The 18,974-nt window shown below is 64.1% G+C and carries 15 protein-coding genes and 2 pseudogenes; 11 read left to right on the top strand and 6 right to left on the bottom strand.

The features are described from left to right. Nucleotides 1-29: 29 nt before the first annotated feature. Together ASG59_RS05915 and ASG59_RS05910 are read right to left on the bottom strand one after the other, a co-directional pair. A pseudogene (locus ASG59_RS05915) lies at nucleotides 30-455 on the bottom strand (transposase); the annotation flags it as partial. A gap of 1 nt (nucleotide 456) precedes the next feature. Then, a partial coding sequence (locus tag ASG59_RS05910) for an IS66 family transposase (RefSeq protein ID WP_156399124.1) occupies nucleotides 457-1,455 on the bottom strand: 999 nt, incomplete at its 3' end. A 741-nt stretch (nucleotides 1,456-2,196) separates the two neighbouring features. Here ASG59_RS05910 and ASG59_RS05905 point away from each other — a divergent pair. From ASG59_RS05905 to ASG59_RS19755, 8 genes and pseudogenes are all read left to right on the top strand, one after another. After that, nucleotides 2,197-3,291: pseudogene (locus ASG59_RS05905) on the top strand (acyltransferase family protein). A gap of 127 nt (nucleotides 3,292-3,418) precedes the next feature. Beyond that, nucleotides 3,419-3,634: a heavy-metal-associated domain-containing protein gene (locus ASG59_RS05900; RefSeq protein ID WP_055882951.1), complete on the top strand. Its 216-nt coding sequence runs from the start codon at nucleotides 3,419-3,421 to the stop codon at nucleotides 3,632-3,634. 132 nt (nucleotides 3,635-3,766) lie between these two features. Continuing rightward, nucleotides 3,767-4,210 (top strand): hypothetical protein, encoded by a 444-nt coding sequence (locus ASG59_RS05895; protein ID WP_156387612.1) that lies wholly within the window; start codon nucleotides 3,767-3,769, stop codon nucleotides 4,208-4,210. A gap of 90 nt (nucleotides 4,211-4,300) precedes the next feature. After that, on the top strand, nucleotides 4,301-6,034 hold the full coding sequence (locus ASG59_RS05890; RefSeq protein ID WP_055882947.1) for an HlyD family efflux transporter periplasmic adaptor subunit: 1,734 nt from the start codon (nucleotides 4,301-4,303) through the stop codon (nucleotides 6,032-6,034). 3 nt (nucleotides 6,035-6,037) lie between these two features. Beyond that, nucleotides 6,038-9,184: an efflux RND transporter permease subunit gene (locus ASG59_RS05885; protein WP_055882945.1), complete on the top strand. Its 3,147-nt coding sequence runs from the start codon at nucleotides 6,038-6,040 to the stop codon at nucleotides 9,182-9,184. 31 nt (nucleotides 9,185-9,215) lie between these two features. Then, entirely contained in the window at nucleotides 9,216-9,581 is a 366-nt protein-coding gene (locus ASG59_RS05880) for a hypothetical protein (RefSeq protein ID WP_055883025.1), read from the top strand. Between the two features lie 38 nt (nucleotides 9,582-9,619). Further along, nucleotides 9,620-10,054 carry a DUF305 domain-containing protein gene (locus ASG59_RS05875; protein ID WP_082494691.1) on the top strand — a complete coding sequence of 145 codons (435 nt, stop codon included), beginning with the start codon at nucleotides 9,620-9,622 and terminating at the stop codon, nucleotides 10,052-10,054. Nucleotides 10,055-10,152: 98 nt separating this feature from the next. Continuing rightward, nucleotides 10,153-10,335, top strand: coding sequence for a hypothetical protein (locus ASG59_RS19755; RefSeq protein WP_082494690.1), 183 nt, complete (start codon nucleotides 10,153-10,155; stop codon nucleotides 10,333-10,335). Between the two features lie 43 nt (nucleotides 10,336-10,378). On the opposite strand, the gene cueR is transcribed toward ASG59_RS19755, so the two are convergent. Continuing rightward, on the bottom strand, nucleotides 10,379-10,852 hold the full coding sequence (gene cueR, locus ASG59_RS05865; protein WP_055882940.1) for a Cu(I)-responsive transcriptional regulator: 474 nt from the start codon (nucleotides 10,850-10,852) through the stop codon (nucleotides 10,379-10,381). A gap of 186 nt (nucleotides 10,853-11,038) precedes the next feature. Here cueR and ASG59_RS05860 point away from each other — a divergent pair, with 186 nt between their 5' ends. Together ASG59_RS05860 and ASG59_RS05855 are read left to right on the top strand one after the other, a co-directional pair. Then, nucleotides 11,039-11,749, top strand: a complete 711-nt coding sequence (locus ASG59_RS05860) for a glutaredoxin (protein WP_055883021.1) — start codon at nucleotides 11,039-11,041, stop codon at nucleotides 11,747-11,749. A gap of 1,139 nt (nucleotides 11,750-12,888) precedes the next feature. After that, nucleotides 12,889-13,887 (top strand): zincin-like metallopeptidase domain-containing protein, encoded by a 999-nt coding sequence (locus ASG59_RS05855; protein WP_055882937.1) that lies wholly within the window; start codon nucleotides 12,889-12,891, stop codon nucleotides 13,885-13,887. Between the two features lie 597 nt (nucleotides 13,888-14,484). Here ASG59_RS05855 and ASG59_RS20300 read toward each other — a convergent pair. After that, complete coding sequence (locus ASG59_RS20300; RefSeq protein WP_156399123.1) at nucleotides 14,485-14,742, bottom strand: hypothetical protein; 258 nt, start codon at nucleotides 14,740-14,742, stop codon at nucleotides 14,485-14,487. A gap of 204 nt (nucleotides 14,743-14,946) precedes the next feature. On the opposite strand from ASG59_RS20300, the gene ASG59_RS20295 reads away from it, so the two are divergent. Next, the gene (locus ASG59_RS20295) at nucleotides 14,947-15,591 is read left to right on the top strand and encodes a hypothetical protein (protein ID WP_156387610.1); all 645 of its coding nucleotides are present in this window, start codon (nucleotides 14,947-14,949) and stop codon (nucleotides 15,589-15,591) included. A gap of 673 nt (nucleotides 15,592-16,264) precedes the next feature. Here the strand turns inward: ASG59_RS20295 and ASG59_RS20290 are convergent. Together ASG59_RS20290 and ASG59_RS05850 are read right to left on the bottom strand one after the other, a co-directional pair. Continuing rightward, nucleotides 16,265-17,068: a hypothetical protein gene (locus ASG59_RS20290; RefSeq protein WP_156387609.1), complete on the bottom strand. Its 804-nt coding sequence runs from the start codon at nucleotides 17,066-17,068 to the stop codon at nucleotides 16,265-16,267. Between the two features lie 131 nt (nucleotides 17,069-17,199). Further along, a complete protein-coding gene (locus ASG59_RS05850; RefSeq protein WP_244472479.1) occupies nucleotides 17,200-18,372 on the bottom strand; it encodes a site-specific integrase in 1,173 nt (390 codons plus the stop codon). Between the last annotated feature and the right edge of the window lie 602 nt (nucleotides 18,373-18,974).

Below are 18,974 nucleotides of genomic sequence, written 5' to 3'. Positions count from 1 at the left end.
GTAATTACCCACCCCCGCGATGATAGGGTTCAGGCGCCGACGGTCTTGAGGATGGTGCCGAACGGGCTGGCGCCGGTGAGGCGCGCGGTATCGACGACGGTGCGGATATCGGCCTCACCCTCGGCCGCCCACATCGCGCGGTAGCCGTTGGTCATCTTCCGCTGGATCACGGACGGGCGCAGCAGCCGCTCGCTGCCATTGTTTGTCGGCTCGACCGCGCCGGGATGGGCGAGGAAGACGAGCAGCTGATGGCGAGCCCGGCCGATCTTGGCTTGCAGGTCGCGGGTCAGGTCGCAGCTACTTCGTGTGCCCAGGATGGCGCCGAGTTGCCGATCCAAGGTCCGACGCTTGGCCGTCAGGGTCGAGATCGCGAAGTCGGTGACGTGCTCGGCCAGGGTGAATACGGATCGCAACCAGAGCTGCAGTCGCCAGGGTACGGGATCATCGCTGGTCTCNCCAGGATGGCGCCGAGTTGCCATCCAAGGTCCGACGCTTGGCCGTCAGGGTCGAGATCGCGAAGTCGGTGACGTGCTCGGCCAGGGTGAATACGGATCGCAACCAGAGCTGCAGTCGCCAGGGTACGGGATCATCGCTGGTCTCGACGGCGTAGGCGACGTCGCGGGCGAGATGGGCAAGGCAGGTCTGGTGCGCGGCGGCATGGCCCTGCTGAGCCGTGTAGCGGTCCGAGATCCACACCGCCGGCCGATGCCCGTCCATCATCTCCCGCACCACGACGCCCCCCCGCGTTGGCGAGGTCGTGTGCACCACGGCTTGGGTCGAATGGAACACCCAGTGAAAGGCGTTGCTGCCCTCGATGCGCACGCCGGTCTCGTCCGAGGCGACCACCGTGGCTTGGCGCAGGGTCGAGACGGCCTCGTCGCGACCGGAGCGGAAGCACTTCTGCGCGCGCTGGAGCAGGTTCATCAGCCCACCCTGGCTGAGCGTGAGCCCGAACAGGTCGGAGAGCGCCGCCTGCAACCGCTCGTAGGAAAGCGCCTGGAAGGTCTTGAGATACGTCGCCACCGCATGCAGTCGCGGGCCGAAGGGCGTGCCGCGCGCCGCCGCCGGAACCGGTGCGATCACGCGCGCCCCGCAGGTCGGGCACTGCACCGCCAGCCGTTGATGCTGGGTGACGACCGGTGCGACTTCCGGCAGCTCGATCCGCTCGGACACGCTGACGACCTCGGCGGGAAGGTCCCCGTGCAGTCCGCCGCCGCAGCACGCGCAGCGATCAGGGCGATGCGCGACGACGCCATCGGGATCCTCGCTCATCACGCGGCTGTGGCCCTCGTGGCCAGGCTTCGCCCCGCCGGGTTTGGCCTGCTCGCGCCGCTCCTTGCGATCCGTCGCGGGCGGCTTCGAAGACGTGCGTGAGGTCTTCTCCGGGCGCTGCATCCGCAGCACCAGCTCGATCAGCTCCTCACGGCTCAGCCGTTCAAGATCGCTTCGGCCCATCCCACGAAGAAATCAGCGAAATCCAACCTGCGCAAGGGGGTGGGTAATTACNCTCGATCAGCTCCTCACGGCTCAGCCGTTCAAGATCGCTTCGGCCCATCCCACGAAGAAATCAGCGAAATCCAACCTGCGCAAGGGGGTGGGTAATTACCCACGCCTCGCCGATAGACTACTTCGACGCGGGCGCCATCGGAGCATAAGAAAGGTATGCTGAACGTCTCAGAATTCATTGGAACGGCCGTAGCTTGCAAAAGCTGAGTAGCATCTGCTTTCCCTGCAACACGCTCATCCGCGTCTGTTCTATCAGGCTGCCTAGAAGCGGACGCTCTGAAGGTCCGACAGGGGTTGAAAGCTGTCGTACGAACTTCCCAAGTTGATGAGTTCGGACACTAAAGGCTTCCAAGGTGGCGTGAAAATGGGACGCGAAAATCCCGCAATGAGGCCTGAAAAGACCGAATCAGGCCACGTGAAACGGCCCCAAAACAGCTGCTCCCCCAGGGAAACTGACCTACCATGAAATCCGGGCGCGCCTCGGCGCAGGCCTCCTAGCTGATGGCCCATTCCCCGCGCGATGGAGGGTATTCGCGAAGCCGACGGGTTCGGCGAAAGCCGTTCCGGTTCAGGCTTCGTGCATCGCCTTTACCGGTCGTTCGGCATGTTCGGAATGGCGCAGCAGGGGCCAGGGCGGCATTAAGGACGACCAGCTACAGTTTCGCCCCACGTCAATGTGAAAGGGGGATCATGGCGGCGACCGTCACGACACGGCTCCTCGATGCCGAGGCCTCGGCGCACCTCGCCTGGGTCGACGTCGCCAAGGGCATCTGCATCCTGCTCGTCGTCATGATGCACTCGACGCTCGGCACCGGCGCGGCCATGGGGGGAGAGGGCTTCCTGCATGCGGTCGTGGCCTTCGCCACGCCCTTCCGCATCCCGGCTTTCTTCCTTCTTTCCGGGCTTTTCCTCGGTCGGGTGATCGACCGGGACTGGCGACGCTACGCCGACCTCCGCGTCGTGCACTTCGCGTACTTCTATTCGCTTTGGGTCGTCATCCAATCGGCCGCGAAATACGGCTAGGTTGTCGACGGCTCAGGACCCGGGGCGTTCCTTACCCACCTCGCCTCGGCGTTGGTCGAGCCCTATTCGACGCTCTGGTTCATCTACCTGCTGGCGGTGTTCTCGGTGGTCACGAAGCTGCTGCGTGAAGTGCCGAGGGCTCTCCTTCTTCTGGTGGCCGCCCTCATCCAGATCGTGCCGGTGGCGACCTCGTCCCTCCTCGTTGAGGAGTTCTGCGACCGCTATGTCTGGTTCGTGATCGGCTTCCTCTTCGCGGGCCAGATCCTCGCATTCGCCCATATCGCCCAGCGTCATCCCGTCCCTGCGCTCGCCGGCCTGGCGCTTTGGGCTGCCATCGACGGCGCCCTTGCCTTGATGCCATCAGGTTCCGCTTCATTCCCGACGCTCGCGGCATTGCCTGTCCTGAGGCTGGCGCTGGGCGGAGCGGGTGCCCTTGCGGTCGTCGCGACGGCCAGCCTGCTCACGCGTATCGGCGGTCCTCTCACCGATGCGCTGCGGCTATTCGGCGAGCGTTCGATGGTGATCTACCTGGCCTTCTTCTTGCCGATGGCTGCCACCCGCGCGGTTCTGGTGAAGACCGGCATCCTCCCGGATGTCGGCTGGGTCAGCCTCATGGTGACGGTCGTGGCGGCGACAACGCCCCTTGTCCTGGAACGCCTGATCCGCCCCACACCTTTCGCTTTCCTGTTCAGGCGTCCTCGCACCTTCCACATCGTGCGCCATAGCCCGACTTCATCGGGCTCGGTCCTGCGGGCCGCGTAGCGCCAAGGGCTTGGGCTCGCAGGAACCGGCTCGGAGCGAAGCTCAAACGTTTCCTACGGCGTCCCTTGACCTTCCCACGGTGGGAAGCCCCACATGCCTGTGACGCCACTCGAAACGGAGAGCCGTCATGATCCCGATCAACGTCACCAAGATGCATTGTGGAGGCTGCGCCAACGCGGTCACGCGCGCCGTCCAGGGGATTGATCCAGCGGCTCGCGTGGAGTTCGACTTGAAGTCCGGTTCGGTGTCGGTCACGCCGGGCGTGGCCATCGCGGCTGAACGCTTCGCGGATGCCATCCGCGCTGCCGGCTTCGGTGCGGAAACCGTATCCCGTGCGGTCTGATCGGTTCCGAAGGGGAAACCATATTGTCGCTCGATCATTCACGATGACGGAACGGCCGTTTCTCTCATCCCTGATCCGGTGTAAGCGAACCTCATGAGACCCGACCGGCAACTCTGGCGCCTGATGGCGGCGATGATCGTGATGATCGTCGTCTACGCCGCGCCGACTGCCGTTCAGGCCCATGAGGGCCATGCCCATCACGGTCCTCACCATGCCGTGGTGGAACAAAAGCAGGTCGCTCCGCCGGCCGTCGTAAAGGCAGCGGACGGCAAGACGTTCGCGTCCATGCCATCCACCCTTCATGAACCGACGCAGTGGGTCGCCGATCTCCAGGGTTTGACGACCGAGCGGGTTGCCTCGCTGCGAACGGCACAAGACGGCATGGGAAGCTGCCCGGGCGACGCCGGCGTTCCGTGTTGCGGGAAGAAGGCCTGCTGCTCACCGGGGATCTTGTCCGGGCCAGCCGAGCTGCCAATCATCCCTTTCCGGCAGTCCTCGGTCAGCCCTGGCGACATGAACGGTCGCCTCGGCGCGGGTCCCGGAGCCCTGCCCGAGCCCCCTCGAACCCTCGCGTAACGAACGGCGCGCCCTAGGCGCGCAACGGTCGGATTCCGTCCGCTAACCGCGGATGTGCGTCCGGTGTTCGAACGTGAGGATGCCCCTTCCATGTCAACCCGATTTGCGGCCGCCCTCGTGGCGATGCTGCTGGCTGCCGTCTCTCTGGCAGGTCCCGCTCGCGCCCATGAGGGTCACGACCACGGTGCGCCGCCCCCGCCTGTGTCGAAGTCCATCGCCCCACGCGGCGAGGCGCTCTCCGACGCCTTCGAACTGACCGCGGTCCCGCGCGACGGGAGGCTGACGTTCCATCTCGACCGTTTTCGGACGAACGAGCCGGTGCGCGGCGCGGTCATCGAGGTCGAGACGCCGGAGGGTGCACGCACCGCCTCCGTGACGGCGGAGGACGCCTACGTGCTGCCCGCGCCCTGGATGGCGAAGGCCGGGACCTACGATCTGCTCGTGACGGTGACGGCAGCGGACGTGGTGGACGTTCTCACCGTCCCGGTGAACGTGCCCGATGCGAAGGGTCCCACGCCAGGCGCCGCTCCGTCACAAGCAACGTCGACCCAGACTGCGCTGACCACCGCCTCCGCTGCCGTCACCGGCCTCAAGGACCGCCTCGTTGCGAAGGATCCCATCCTGGTGGCGACGGCGGCCGGGGCCTTCCTGTTGGGGATCCTCGTCTCCGTGGCGGCGCGCGGCCGACGCACCGTGCCGGCCGTCGCCCTCACCGCCATCGCCATCGCCCTGACCCTGGGCACGGCAGCCTTCGCCCATGGCGACGAGGACCATGGCGCGCCCGTCCAGGGCTCCGCCCTGATCGCACCCTCCCAGGCCGCGACCGATCTCGCGCAGCGGCTTCCCGATGGTTCGGTCTTCGTCCCGAAGCCGACCCAGCGCCTGCTCGTCTTGCGCACCACCATGACGGAAGCGGCCACCTTCCGGCGCACGGTCGAGCTGCCGGGTCGCGTCATTCCCGATCCGAACGCCAGCGGCGTCGTGCAGTCGTCGGTCGGCGGCCGCGTCTCGCCGCCCCCCTCGGGCCTATTCCCACGGCTCGGCACGACGGTGAAGAAGGGAGACGTGCTCGCGTACGTCACCCAGCCGGTGCAGGCCGTCGACGTCTCCGACATGCGCCAGCGCCAGGGTGAACTCGACCAGCAGATCGGCATCGTCGAGCGTCGGGTCGACCGCTTCAGGAAGCTCTCGGTCACGGGGGCGGTGGCCCAGACCCAACTTGACGACGCGCAGTCGGAGCTGACCGGCCTGCGCGACCGCAGGGCGGCCCTGGACAAGGTTCGACTCCAACCGGAAGCCCTGATCGCGCCGGTCGACGGCATCGTGGCTCAGGCCTCCGCGGTATCGGGGCAGATGGCGAGCCCCGGCGCCATGATCTTTCAGATCATCGATCCGGCCCGCCTGTGGGTCGAGGCGCTGAGCTTCGACGCCCTCACGGCCGCCCAGGACGCCACCGCCAGCCTCGCGGACGGCCGCAGCCTCAACCTCACCTATCAGGGCTCGGGCTTCGCCGACCGCAATCAGGCCATCCCCGTCCAGTTCGCGGTCCAGGGCGATACGTCCGGCCTGCGGGTCGGGCAGTTCGTGACCGTGCTTGCGGCCACCGACAGCGAGCTGACGGGACTGGCCCTGCCGCGCGCCAGCGTCGTGCGCTCCGGCAACGGGCAGGACATCGTCTACGAGCACACGACGGCGGAGCGCTTCGAGGCCCGGCCCGTCCGCATCGAGCCGCTCGACGGGACCCGGGTGCTGGTCGCCGAGGGCGTCGGGCCGGGTAAGCGCATCGTCACGCTCGGCGCCGAACTCCTCGATCAGGTGCGCTGAGCCATGTTCACCTTCCTCGTCACGCAGTCCCTGCGCAATCGCCTGCTTGTGCTCGCCATCGCGGCCGTGCTGATCCTCTACGGCGCCTTCACGGTCACGAAGCTGCCGGTCGACGTCTTCCCGGACCTGAACAAGCCGACGGTCACCATCATGACCGAGGCCGAGGGGCTGGCCCCGCCCGAGGTGGAGCAGCTCGTCACCTATCCCATCGAGACCCGCATGAACGGCCTGCCGGGCGTCTCGCGCGTGCGCTCGGTCTCGGGTGTCGGCCTGTCCATCGTCTACGTCGAGTTCGACTGGGGCACGGACATCTACCGCAACCGGCAGCAGGTCGGCGAACGCCTGTCCCTGGTCCGGGAGCAGCTCCCGCCCAACACGACCCCGCAGATGGGGCCGGTCTCCTCGATCATGGGGCAGATCCTGCTGGTGGCGATGACCAGCGACAAGGCCTCGCCGATGGAGGTGCGCGAGGCGGCGGACTTCATACTGCGACCCCGGTTGCTCACCATCCCGGGCGTCGCGCAGGTCATCCCGATGGGCGGCGAGGTCCGCCAGTTCCGGGTCAGCCCGAACCCGGCCGCGATGCGGGCGCTCGGGGTCACGAACGCCCAGTTGGAAGGGGCACTCGCGCAGTTCGGCACCAACGCCGGCGGCGGCTTCACCGACCAGTATTCCCGCGAGTACCTGATCCGGAACATCGGCCGGACCATGAGCCTCGACGACCTGCGCAGCGTCGTCGTCGCCACCGCGGGCGCGGCGCCGGTCCATCTGCGCCAGGTCGCGGAGGTGTCGTTCGCCGCAAAGGTGAAGCGAGGCGACAGCGGCTACATGGGCAAGCCGGCGGTCATCGTCTCGGTCGAGAAGCAGCCCGACGTCGACACGGTCAAACTCACCCGGGAGATCGAGCGGGCGCTGAAGGAGGTCACCGTCACCCTGCCCGGCGGCATCAAGGCCGACCAGATCCTGTTCCGCCAGGCGAACTTCATCGAATCGTCGATCCGGAACGTCCAGACGGTCTTGGTGGAAGCCATCGTCGTCGTGGCCATCGTGCTGTTCGCGTTCCTGCTGAACGTCCGCACGACGGCGATCTCGCTGACCGCGATCCCGGTCTCGATCCTGACCACGGCCGTGGTCTTCCACTTCCTCGGCCTATCCATCAACACGATGACGCTGGGCGGGCTGGCCATCGCCATCGGCGAGCTCGTCGACGACGCCGTGGTCGACGTCGAGAACATCTTCCGTCGCCTTCGGGAGAACCGGGCGGCCGGGTCCCCGCACTCGGTCTTCGATGTGGTCGTCGCCGCGTCGAACGAGGTCCGCTCCGGCATCGTCTACGCGACGCTGATCATCGTGCTGGTGTTCGTGCCGCTGTTCGCGCTGTCCGGCATCGAGGGGAGGCTCTTCGCGCCGCTCGGGCAAGCCTACATCATCTCGATTCTGGCGAGCCTCCTGGTCTCGGTCACCCTGACGCCGGTGATGGCCTACTACCTGCTGCCGGGCCTGAAGAGCCTCGACCATCGCGAAAGCTGGTTCATCCGGGGGCTCAAGCGCGGCAACGCGGCCCTGCTCGCCGTCGCCTTCCGCCATCAGCGCCTGTTGATGGGCAGTGTCGCCGTGGCGGTCATCGCCGCCGGTGTCACCGTCTGGCAGCTTCCGCGAGCCTTCCTGCCCCCGTTCAATGAGGGCTCCTTCACGGTCAACATGACCTTCAACCCGGGAATCTCGCTTTCCGAGAGCAACCGGGTCGGCCTGATCGCGGAACGCCTGCTCCTGCAGATCTCCGAGGTCTCGGCCGTCGGTCGACGTACCGGCCGGGCCGAGCTCGACGAGCATGCCGAGGGCGTCCACTCCTCCGACCTTGAGATCAACCTGAAGGATGGGGGACGTCCCAAGGAGGCGCTGGTCGCCGACATCCGGGCTCGCCTCGCCGTCCTGCCCGTTACCACCAACGTCGGTCAGCCGATCTCGCACCGCCTCGACCACATGCTCTCGGGCGTCCGCGCCGAGATCGCCCTCAAGATCTTCGGCGAGAACCTCGACGCCCTGCGCCGCATCGCCAACGATCTTCGGGACCGGATGGCCAAGATCCCAGGGCTGGCCGACCTGCAGGTCGAGAAGCAGGTTCGCATCCCCCACCTCGAGATCCGCGTCGATTACACCCGCGCCGCCCTCTACGGCGTCCAGCCGGCGGCGGTCGTCGAGCAGCTGAGCCGCCTGTCGAACGGGCGCGTCGTCTCGACGGTCGTCGACGGCTACCGCCGGTTCGACGTGGTCGTGCGCCTGTCCGAGAGGCAGCGCACCACGCAGGGCTTGGGCGACCTCCTGGTAGAGACCCCCTCGGGCTGGGTGCCGGCCCGCCAGATCGCCGACATCCGCGAGACGGACGGCCCGAACCAGATTCTGCGAGAGAACGCCCGCCGGCGCCTGGTGGTCCAGGCCAACACCAACGGCGAGAGCGACATGGCGTCCATCGTGGACGCCATCCGCGGGGTCGTGGCGGAGGCAAAGCTGCCGCCGGGCTTCTTCACGAGCCTGGAGGGCACATTCCAGGCCCAGGAGGAGGCAAGCCGCACCATCGGCGCGCTGTCGCTGCTGTCCCTCGCGATGGTCTTCGCCATCCTCTACAGCCGCTACCGCTCGGGCGTGCTGGCGCTCATCATCATGGGCAACGTGCCGCTCGCCCTCATCGGCAGCGTCGCCGCGCTCTGGTTGGTGGGGCAACCGCTGTCGGTCGCCTCCATGATCGGCTTCATCACGCTGACCGGCATCGCCGCGCGCAACGGCATCCTCAAGATCAGCCACTACCTCAACCTGTCGCTTCACGAGGGCGTACCCTTCGGGCGCGAGCTTGTCGTGCGCGGCAGCCTGGAGCGTCTGACGCCGGTGCTGACGACGGCGCTCTCGGCGGGCGTCGCGCTGGTGCCGCTGCTGATCGATGCCGACACCCCCGGCAAGGAGATCCTGCACCCGGTCGCGGTGACGATCTTCGGTGGGCTGATCAGCGCCACGCTGCTCGACACGTTCCTGACCCCCGTCCTGTTCCTTCGATACGGCGCCAAGCCGTTGGAGCACCTGCGCGCCGCGCAAGGCGAGACCCCCGACACGCCTCGTCCGGATGGCGCCAAGCCGCGTCCGGTCGAGTCGTTCTGAGCCATCCCACCCCCGAAAACGGAGAGACCCGATAATTTCCTGGAGAATGGCCCTGGTCGCGAGCGCGCTGGCCGCCCTGCCGGTCTGCGCGCACGAGGTGTCCGGCCAGCACGGTGGACGCGTGGCGGACGCGGGCAAGTTCCACGTCGAGCTCGTCGCCAAGGGCGAGACCGTCGACGTCTTCGTCTCGGACGGTAGTCAGAAGCCAGTGCCGGCGACCGGCTTCAAGGGCACGGCCATCCTGGTCGTCGGCGGCAAGCCCGCCCGGGTCCCGCTCCAACCCGCCGAGGGCAACCGCCTCTCCGGCAAGGCTTCCGTAGCGCTGGGCGAGAGCCCGAAGGGCGCCGTTCAGCTCACCGGCCCGGACGGCACGACCGCCAACGGCAAGTTCAACTGACCCCTCCGTAAACCTCCATTCGAAGAAGGACACGCACCATGACCTCCACGGCCACCAGGACCTTGTTCGCCGCCCTCGTTTCGCTCGGGCTCGCCGGATCGGCCGCCGCCCAGGGCACGCACTCCCATGGCGGACACGAGATGCCGGGCGACCCTAAGGCGTCGCATGACACCGACATGATGAAGATGATCACCGACATGAAGCCGGACCCGAAGGACCCTGCCTCGACCAAGGACTTCAAGGCCGCCGACATGGCGATGATGCACGACATGCACGTGCCCTACACAGGCAATCCCGACGTCGATTTCCGGACCCACATGATCCCGCACCACAAGGGCGCGGTCGAGATGTCCAAGGTGGCCCTGAAGCACGCCAAGGACCCGGCCACGAAGCAGATGGCCCAGAAGATCATTGACGATCAAGAGAAGGAAATCGCCGAGATGGAGGCCTGGCTGAAGAAGAACCGGAAGTAACCTTTGCTGGCTTGTTGCCGAACGCCTCCGCATTCCGCGCCCCCGAAGCCAAAGACCGGCCGCTACCTGGCCGGTCCGGCCCCCCTCAGGAGAACACCATGAAGCGCCTTGCACTCACCACCGCCACGCTCCTCGTCCTCTCCCTCACCCCGGCCCTGGCGGCTGGTTGCTGCGGCAAGGGCGGTAAGGGGATGTGCGCCAAGTCGACGTCGTCGATGTCGATGAAGAGCAACAAGAAGGGCTGCTGCTGCGATAAGATGGCCAAGAAGATGGAGATGTAGGGCTGCCCTCTCGCGCTGGGCACCGGGCTGATCCAGCCCCGTCTCAGTGCCCGGCGCGGGCTCTCCTGCGCGGTCCCGGAGGTTCCGGTGCCGCCAGGGCGGCGCCCGCATGGCTGGCCGGGACGTTCTCTCCTGTCTCCAGGCTGGCGATGATCGGGCAATCCGGTCGACCGTCCCCGTCGCAGGCATCCGCGAGGGAGCGCAGGGCCTCCGCCATCTCCTGTAGCTGGCGCGCCCGACCTTCGAGCTCCTGGATGTGGGCCTTGGCGATGGCCTTCACCTCGGCGTTGCTCCGCTCGGGGTCGCTCCAGAGCCCAAGCAGCACCTTGATGCGCTCCAGCGAGAAGCCGAGGTCGCGCGCGTGCCGGATGAACCTGAAGCGGTGCAGGTCGGCGGTCCCATAATCGCGGTAGCCGCTGTCCCGCCGGTCGGCCTGGGGGACGAGGCCGATAGCCTCGTAATGCCGGATCATCTTGGCCGAGACCCCGGAGGCCTGGGCCGCCTGACCGATGTTCATGACCGTGCGCTTTCACCTGTTGACCCTCCCATGATGGGAAGGTCCAGAACGGTTCGCAAGCTCATTTGAATGAGAGGTTCAACGATGTCTGGATACGCTCACGCCCACGGATCGGCCCAAGCCCGCGATGATGGCCAAGGCACGCCGGCCATCGCCGCCGCGGGCCGTAAGGCTGTCCTCTACCGCATGGTCATGCCGCAGCATGTCTGCCCCTATGGCACCAAGGCCAAGGACCTTCTCGAACGCCAGGGCTACTCCGTCGAGGACCGCTGGTTGCGCACGCGCGAGGAAACTGACGCCTTCAAGGCCGAGCATGGCGTGCGGACCACGCCGCAGACCTTCATCGCAGGCGAGCGCGTCGGAGGGTACGACGACCTGCGCCGCCATTTTGGCAAGCACGTCGCGGACGCGAACGCGGTGACCTACATGCCGGTCATCGCGCTCTTCGCCATGACCGCCTTGATGGCGCTGGCGGCGAGCTACGCCGTGTACGGAACGCCCCTGACGGTGCGCGCGGCCGAGTGGTTCATCGGCTTCAGCATGTGCGTGCTCGCGCTCCTGAAGCTGCAGGACGTGGAGAGCTTCTCCTCGATGTTCCTTGGCTATGACCTGCTGGCGCAGCGCTGGGTCCGGTACGCCTACGCCTACCCCTTCTGCGAGGCGTTGGCCGGAGTCCTGATGGTGGCGGGCGCGCTGAACTGGCTGTCCATTCCCGTGGCGCTCTTCATCGGCACGGTCGGCGCCGTCTCGGTGTTCAAGGCGGTCTACGTCGACGGGCGGGACATCAAGTGCGCCTGCGTCGGCGGATCGAGCAAGGTGCCGCTCGGCTTCGTCTCGTTGACCGAGAACGTGATGATGGTCGCCATGGCGCTGTGGATGCTCGTGGCGTCTCACTGATCTTTTCGCGAAACGGCTGCTTTGCTAGGTTTCCGCCCGAGAGCAGACGGGCTTAAATCCACCCACCTCGGTCGAACGGGACGGTTCTCCAAATCTCTCATAAGCGGACTCCCATAAGGGCCGCTGAAGGTCACAAGTTAGCTTTAAGACTTTCCGACTGCGTGCTGACTTGAAGCTCTGCCATCAGGCACGTAGAGGCTACCATGACTACCTTGGCGCATAACCTTTGGGCGAGCGATCAGCCCTCAACCGCTCCCTCTGATGCAACGGTATTACACAAAGCTTACCCGCCAAAGGTAAGAGTCAGCTCCCTATGAGCCCCGGACGTCACCGCTATCCAGGCGGCGGGGAGAACCCCGGGTAGAACGCCGAAGGGCATCGGCAAAAAGTGAACCTGCCGAACGGAAGGTTAACAGGACAGAGGGAATGGGTCGCCCCAAACCTCTGAAACGACCCCGACGTCCGCAGATCGAGCAGATGGGGTCCGTTTGCGTTGTCCGCCTCGCGGCGGGAAGCGGTACGTAAAGGCCGACAGCACAACCCCGGCCTCCCTCTTACCAGGTTGTACGTCGATCTGACGGTTGACCGAAGGCGTGGCTCCGAGATCCGGACCCGAGCTCTGCGGCTCAGCTAGGCTTCGCCGGTCGCCCGGCAAAGCTTTGCCTCCAGCAAGACGGCCTCCCTCCAACGTTCACCAAGATCCTGGGCAGAACAGGGCACAGGCCCGGCGCCCCCGCATAGCCGCGATCTGCAGCCCCCAGCGAGGTGGTGCGGACGCTGGCCCCGGCCCAGTGGCAGGAAGGCCGCCAAGCGCCCGCCCCATAGACCCGGAATGAAACGCCGGGAAACAGTGTGCATCGTCTCCCACTGCTCCTGCCAGCGCCTGCCACACCAGCCCAAAACCACCCACGACACCCCTTCCGCAACTGCTGGCCGGTTCGGACCAGGCTAAGTGTTTGAAACTAGAGCGGTCGGGTCGACCGAATGCTGGCCGGATGACCGCTACTCTGGCCGCCGCGAGCTGTCGCTCAGCCCCCCGCGCACCGCCGCCCACTTGCTGTGCGGTTCACCTCACCGATCCGGGAAACCTGCTCACGAGGCCGCCCCTTCGTCGCGGCCGCAACGGAGCTCACCCGGCCATGCCCGCCGATCTACACGAGCGCGTCACCGCCACCATCCTGCAGCAGCTCGACACCGCCGACCCCGCCACGTGGACCCCACCCTGGCACGGCGCCGACCCGCTCCCGCGCAACGCGCTCACGGGCAAGCGCTACCGCGGACTCAACATCCTGGCGCTTTGGTGCGCGGCGCAAGCCGACGGCTACACCGACGCCCGCTGGGCAACCTACCGCCAGTGGGCCGCCCTCGGCGCGCAGGTTCGTCGCGGCGAGCGCGGCACTCTGATCCTGTTCTACAAGGACCTGCCGACCGGCGCCCGAACAGACACAACGCACGGGACCAGCGCAGACAGCGACACGACCACAGCCCGCTTCGTCGCCCGCGCCTCGACCGTGTTCAACATCGCCCAAGTCGACGCCGCGCCCCAAGCGACCGCCCCGACAGGACTACCGCCCACCCCGCAACCCACCTACGACACCTTCGTCACGGCCACGGGCGCCATCATCCACACTGGCGGTACCCGCGCCTGTTACACCCCGGCCACCGACACGATCCGGATGCCGCCCCGTAATGCCTTCCGCACACCGGAAGGCTACGCCGGCACCCTCGCGCACGAACTCGTGCACTGGACGGGCGCTCCCCACCGCCTCGCCCGTGACCTGACGGGCCGCTTCAAACGCCGCGCCTACGCCGCCGAGGAGCTGATTGCCGAACTCGGCGCCGCCTTCGTGCTGGCCGACCTCGGGCTCGCGCGCACCCCCCACCCGGACCACGCCGCCTACCTCGCGTCCTGGCTCCCGCTGCTGACGGCCAACTCGCGCGCGCTGGCGACAGCCGCCGCGGCCGGCTCACGTGCCGCCGACTACCTCACCGCCTTGCAAACACAAGTCGAACCCATCTCGTCAACCGCTGCGAGCAGAGACGAACGCGGCCCCACCGAGTTCAAGTCCACTACCGCTGGACCACCTGGAAGCACTCCCTCCGGCGCCGGTGTCGACATGTACGTGAGCGTGGCATGAGCGCCGTGCCACCAGTCTCACGCCGCGTGCTCGCGGCACTGTGCCCGAACGCGAGCTGGGCTGGACGGGCCCGCGAGACCAGCACACCGGTGACACACGCTTTCGTGCGCCTCGACACCGCGCTCGATGCTCATCTCGCTGCACTTGCTGCCATCGATCGTATCGAGGAAGCCGTGGCAACAGCCTACGGCTATCCCCGCGTACCCCTACTAGGTGAGGATGCGCCACCCGACTACGCGGCCGACGTGACGACAATTCAGCGGCGCCTCGGCTCCAGTCCTGTCCCCCGTCACCTCATTACGGAGTTGCGCCGCCGGCAGGCGGCGTTCGCGCACGCGGCTAAATCGGCAGGTCTCGATGCGGCGCAGGCACAAGGAGCGAACACAGCGCACGACGACCTTGCACTTAAGCCCACGATATCAATCGCGTCTGGTGAGACGACTGCAGCCAACGAACGTGCTTTTTACTATCTAAGTCTCCGCAAAGTACGCATTAGACCAATGTATTGTAGAATGGAATTATTCCATGAGATAAGGCCTTCTTAATTCTAAAAAAATATTGACAATAGTCATGCCATAAAATCAGCGCACAGGCATATTAACGACGAGTAGCCAGCATCAAGCTGTCTCGATATTTCTTTTGCATGCCTCTGTGAATCTCGGTCCCAATATCGCCAACAACATCTTCGATTTCGCTTCGCGTAAAATTATCGCCAAAGTCATCTATAAGATCTTTGACTAATTCTATAATGCGCGAATCTTCTGGATTATATTCTTGATCTGGTTCAGTTAGTGGGTGAACTTTATCCAAGATCCATCCCGAAACCTTCGCTTCAATATCAATAGCCCGCGACATTTTTTGGTACACTCGATTGGTAAAAGCCAAAGCGGCTTCGGAAGCACTCTAGTTCCCATCCGTGCAGTTGAGCAACTCCAATCAGGAGTTCGCACCGGCTAATCTCTCCGTGAAGAGCTGCATCGCTCTCAAATCACGACCCCGCTCAATATCGGCAGAAGTGCGCCCCCGCGACCGGCTCACCGCACCGCAAGGAGTTCAATCATGCCGAACACGACCCACCTTAAAGGCCTTTCACCCTTCTACGGAGGCGTGGGTGGGCACTTTCGCGTTCCCCCGTACTTGCCACCCCTCCTCGACTCAGAGCTAGAACAAAGTAGAAATAGAGATATCCAGCGATCCTTCAAGTGCTCGATCGAAAAACGAAGCACTCGGCTGTTGCATAGCCTAGACCGCGATCTCGTCCAATTCGTCGAACGACTGACCTGTGACAGGGCGGCTGCTGGCGTTTTGTCTATTTCACTTCTTGCTTATCGCATCCTAGCTCGTTGCAAGCTACTCGCAGATGCGCATGTCGTATCCTCGGAACCCGATGATGACTTCGAAGCTCTTTTTCACACGATACGCTGCGGAGCAAATGAAAATCAAGACTGGATTAACTTAGAAACATGTATGGGAATTATTGTTATTGAGACTAATAACGCTATGCTGCAACAGCATTTTGCTGAAATCTGGAACGTGCTTCAGCCGTTCATGCGGGCGCAGACGCCGCAGCACTGGCTAGCACTTTTTTTCTGCGCTTGGCGGACGCCGTGCGATGACTGGCCGCCATTCAAATGCTGGAGCTACGTCAAATACGCACGCCGAATTCGCAACCAGGTAGCCGTATCGTATAAAATAGACAGATAGCAGAAGTAACATTCTAAATCGCCAATATGCGGGAAGTCCTAATATATCGTTGCCGACAAACACGAGGTGACGACAATGAGTAATGACCAGCGCGGCGCAATGTCTATCGAAGGCTTTTGTGCGTGGGCAGGGATTGGTCGATCATTAGCATACAAAGAGATCGAAGCCGGCCGCCTTCGTATTAAGAAGGTGGGCCGGCGCACTCTTGTCACTCTCGAAGCCGCCCAAAATTGGCTCGCCGCCCTCCCGGCCGGGGGCGGCGAAAACGCTGCATAGGCCGGCTGTATCAGCACCTGTTTCGACCCGCTAAATTTTCCATAACCCCCAGCCAGCCAGGATGTAGATAGCGATGCTAAATGCCGCGGTGGGCAAACGGCCGCCATCACGAGCGACGGCCAACTCATCTAGCCAGGACTAACCACGTATACCGGCGCGCAGCCTAAGGTGTGTACTTAGGTCTGCATTCACAACTCTGAGCCGAAGCAATATCAGACTCGCAAGCTGCACAACACAAGCTTGGCCGTTTCTCCGCGCGCTAGCCGGTTTCTGCTCAATAACACATTGTGATAGTGGAGGTTTTCGGGGGCGCTTTCCATTTCATGGCCCGAAACCCTCCGTTTACGAAATGGAAGACGGCACCGGCACGCATTTTTCGATAAGTTCTGACGAGGAGCTAGAAAGGTAGGACTTTATCCAGTTCCGACGTTAGCTCCGCGAGGTGACGATCCCTTACTCCCCGCAAGTACTCAAGATTGGAGTACCGCTCGTCAGTTGCGTTGTTATACAAATCGGTTTCTGGTTCGTAGCCCGCATTACACTGCGCCTTTCCCATCATCGACCGTGAGCGCCGTACCCGCTGGAAAGGGATGCAGCCACAATACTGAGATTTCTCGACGCCAAACAGGTCATGTGCGGTGAGGCCCGGCTCAAGGAAAATAGCCTCCTCCAGCTCGGTTAGGCGTGGGTCGAGACCCTTCATCAAGTACGCGAACCAATTCCACTGCGAGATGGTCGGATCTAAACGGTTCCAGGCCTGAACATTTAACGCTGTCGTTGCCGATTTGCGCGAGAGACTGCCAATATAGCCTTTGAGCCACTTGCGGAAATCTAACAGCTTGACGGCCGGCACATGCACACCAGAGTGTGAGTGGCACCCGTGAACCTGTCCGTATTCAAAAACTGTGTAAGAGAAGTAGAGCGCGCCGTAACTTAGTATCTTCTTACGCAGGTTTTCAGCAAACTTTTTGAAAACAGCATCAAGCTCTAGCCAAGTTTCATAGCCAATTATTTGCCAACTGACGGTAAAGTTGACGTTTAAGAAGCATCCTTGGTAATTCGCAAAGCAAATACCCCTATATATTTTTTCAAGGTCGATACGGCTGATGTAACAATCAGCCATGTTGCAGCTGGAAGTTAGCCGCGAGCGCAGCGCCGAGCTGCTATTAGTGAACTGGTATGGTGACGGCAGGTGGGTCAATGTGCGCTCCGCAAGGTGAGCGCTTGGATTTTCCAAGCTCCAGTATATAGCCGGCGCGAGCTCAATAACGCAGGTGAAAGCTTACAACTGTCTCGGTTTGTCAGGGATTGCTCACGCGCGATGTGCTCCCGCTAGATGCCGCTGCAATGTTCTGCCCACGCCTCCATCAGCAAACGCCGCTTCTCTAATGCGTCGCCGCGGCGGTAGGCACGCTCCACCGCATCACCTATCAAGTGAGCCAACGCCGCCTCGGCCACTTCACGCGAGAAAGGTGTCTCCTCCCCAACCCAGTCTCGGAACGTCGAACGAAAGCCGTGTGGCGTGTCGGTTAGCTTGGCCCGCCGCATCACCATCTCCAACGCCATCACCGATAACCCCTTGCCGGTCCGCTGTCCCGGGAACACAAACGGGTTGTCGGCTAGATCCAGCGACTTCATCTCTTCAAGGAGCGCGAGCGACCGCCCACTAAGCGGCACGCGATGATCTCGCCCTGCCTTCATCCGCGTGGCCGGCACTGTCCAAACACGCGCTTTCAAGTCTACTTCTGCCCACTGCGCCCCAAGCGTCTCGCCAGAGCGAGCTGCCGTGAGGATGGTGAACTCCAGTGCCCGTGCCGCGATGCCCAAAGTGCCGCGCAGGTGCCGAACGAAGGCAGGGACATCCTCATAGGCCATCGCCTTATGGTGACCACGACTGAGCTTCTGCCGTCTTGGCAGCAGTAGATCGAGATGCCCTCTCCAGCGGGCGGGGTTTTCGCCCACGCGTAATCCCTGCGCTTTCGCCGAGTCCAGAACCCGCTCGATCCGACCGCGCAAGCGTGAGGCTGTCTCGGGCTTCTCTAACCAGATCGGCTTCAGCACCCGCACAACGTCTTCGGTGCTGATCGCATCGACCGCGCGCTCGCGTAGGGGAGCCGCATATTCCCGCAAGGTCATCTGCCATTGCGCGACATGCTTTTCGTTGCGCCACTGCGTCTTCATCGCCTCCACGAAGGCGTCCGCCACCTGGCCAAAAGTCACCACGACAACCGGCGCGGCATCCCGCACGGCTAACGGGTCCGTTCCCTGTAAAACAAGATCACGGGCGCGAGCAGCGCCCTCACGTGCCTTTGCCAATGACACATCCCGCGGAATCCCAAGGCCCATCTCGCGCAGCTTGCCCTGCCACCGGAACAGGAAAACCCAACGCCGACGCTGCCCGTCCTTCGAGATCGACAGATACAATCCACCACCATCGGCATGGCGCCCCGGCACGTCCAACGTCGCAACCTTTCGGGTGCTGAGCCGATTCATCAGGCGCGTCACCGCATGCCCCTCGTCACTCACTGACAGGCCCCAACACGGGCCCCAATTCATGACGGGGATTCTAGCGGACGCCAGCGAACACAGCCAGCGAAACATGAGGCATAAGTCACTGTGAAGAATGAAAAATATTCTACATCGGCATCCGCCTACGAGCACCAGCGGACGTTAGTATGAGTGACACCCCTTCCGCCAAGTGGTTCGGCCGAATCCCCGCCGGTTCGTGATCATTTCGATCTGGGCCGGTCGGGCGCCACTCGTCGACGCCCTTCATGGCCGACGCGGCCTCCGCTTGATGAAAATGGTGGCGGTATCGGCAAGCCCCCACGGCGCCCGGGCGAAGCCCATGTCCGCATCACGACGTGATCGACCGGCGACTGTATTGTGGGTCGAGCCGGGACATCGCACCGGACGGCGGCTCGGCTCTGGCCTTTCTCTGCCTGATCGGCGGCTCGGCCCGGTTCGGCCGTCGCTTCCTGGTGCCGGACGCAGGCGCTTTCCGTGCGTGCGACATGGATTCGCCCGGAGCTCGCTCTGGAGACGGGGCGCCGAAAGCGATGGGACCGGCGCGCTGGGCGTCGACGGGCACGATCGCACGACGGTGC

This window comes from Methylobacterium sp. Leaf466 (genome assembly GCF_001425565.1).
GTDB lineage: Bacteria > Pseudomonadota > Alphaproteobacteria > Rhizobiales > Beijerinckiaceae > Methylobacterium.
Note: the sequence above shows the minus strand (reverse complement) of the source record. Positions and strands in the feature narration are given on the sequence as shown.

What these genes read in the sequence shown, in the direction of transcription:
- ASG59_RS05900 (WP_055882951.1), top strand. Translation starts at nt 3,419, where the DNA reads ATGATCCCGATCAACGTCACCAAGATGCATTGTGGAGGCTGCGCCAAC.
- ASG59_RS05895 (WP_156387612.1), top strand. Translation starts at nt 3,767, where the DNA reads ATGATCGTGATGATCGTCGTCTACGCCGCGCCGACTGCCGTTCAGGCC.
- ASG59_RS05890 (WP_055882947.1), top strand. Translation starts at nt 4,301, where the DNA reads ATGTCAACCCGATTTGCGGCCGCCCTCGTGGCGATGCTGCTGGCTGCC.
- ASG59_RS05885 (WP_055882945.1), top strand. Translation starts at nt 6,038, where the DNA reads ATGTTCACCTTCCTCGTCACGCAGTCCCTGCGCAATCGCCTGCTTGTG.
- ASG59_RS05875 (WP_082494691.1), top strand. Translation starts at nt 9,620, where the DNA reads ATGACCTCCACGGCCACCAGGACCTTGTTCGCCGCCCTCGTTTCGCTC.
- ASG59_RS19755 (WP_082494690.1), top strand. Translation starts at nt 10,153, where the DNA reads ATGAAGCGCCTTGCACTCACCACCGCCACGCTCCTCGTCCTCTCCCTC.
- cueR (WP_055882940.1), bottom strand. Translation starts at nt 10,852, where the DNA reads ATGAACATCGGTCAGGCGGCCCAGGCCTCCGGGGTCTCGGCCAAGATG.
- ASG59_RS05860 (WP_055883021.1), top strand. Translation starts at nt 11,039, where the DNA reads ATGGTCATGCCGCAGCATGTCTGCCCCTATGGCACCAAGGCCAAGGAC.
- ASG59_RS05855 (WP_055882937.1), top strand. Translation starts at nt 12,889, where the DNA reads ATGCCCGCCGATCTACACGAGCGCGTCACCGCCACCATCCTGCAGCAG.
- ASG59_RS20300 (WP_156399123.1), bottom strand. Translation starts at nt 14,742, where the DNA reads ATGTCGCGGGCTATTGATATTGAAGCGAAGGTTTCGGGATGGATCTTG.
- ASG59_RS20295 (WP_156387610.1), top strand. Translation starts at nt 14,947, where the DNA reads ATGCCGAACACGACCCACCTTAAAGGCCTTTCACCCTTCTACGGAGGC.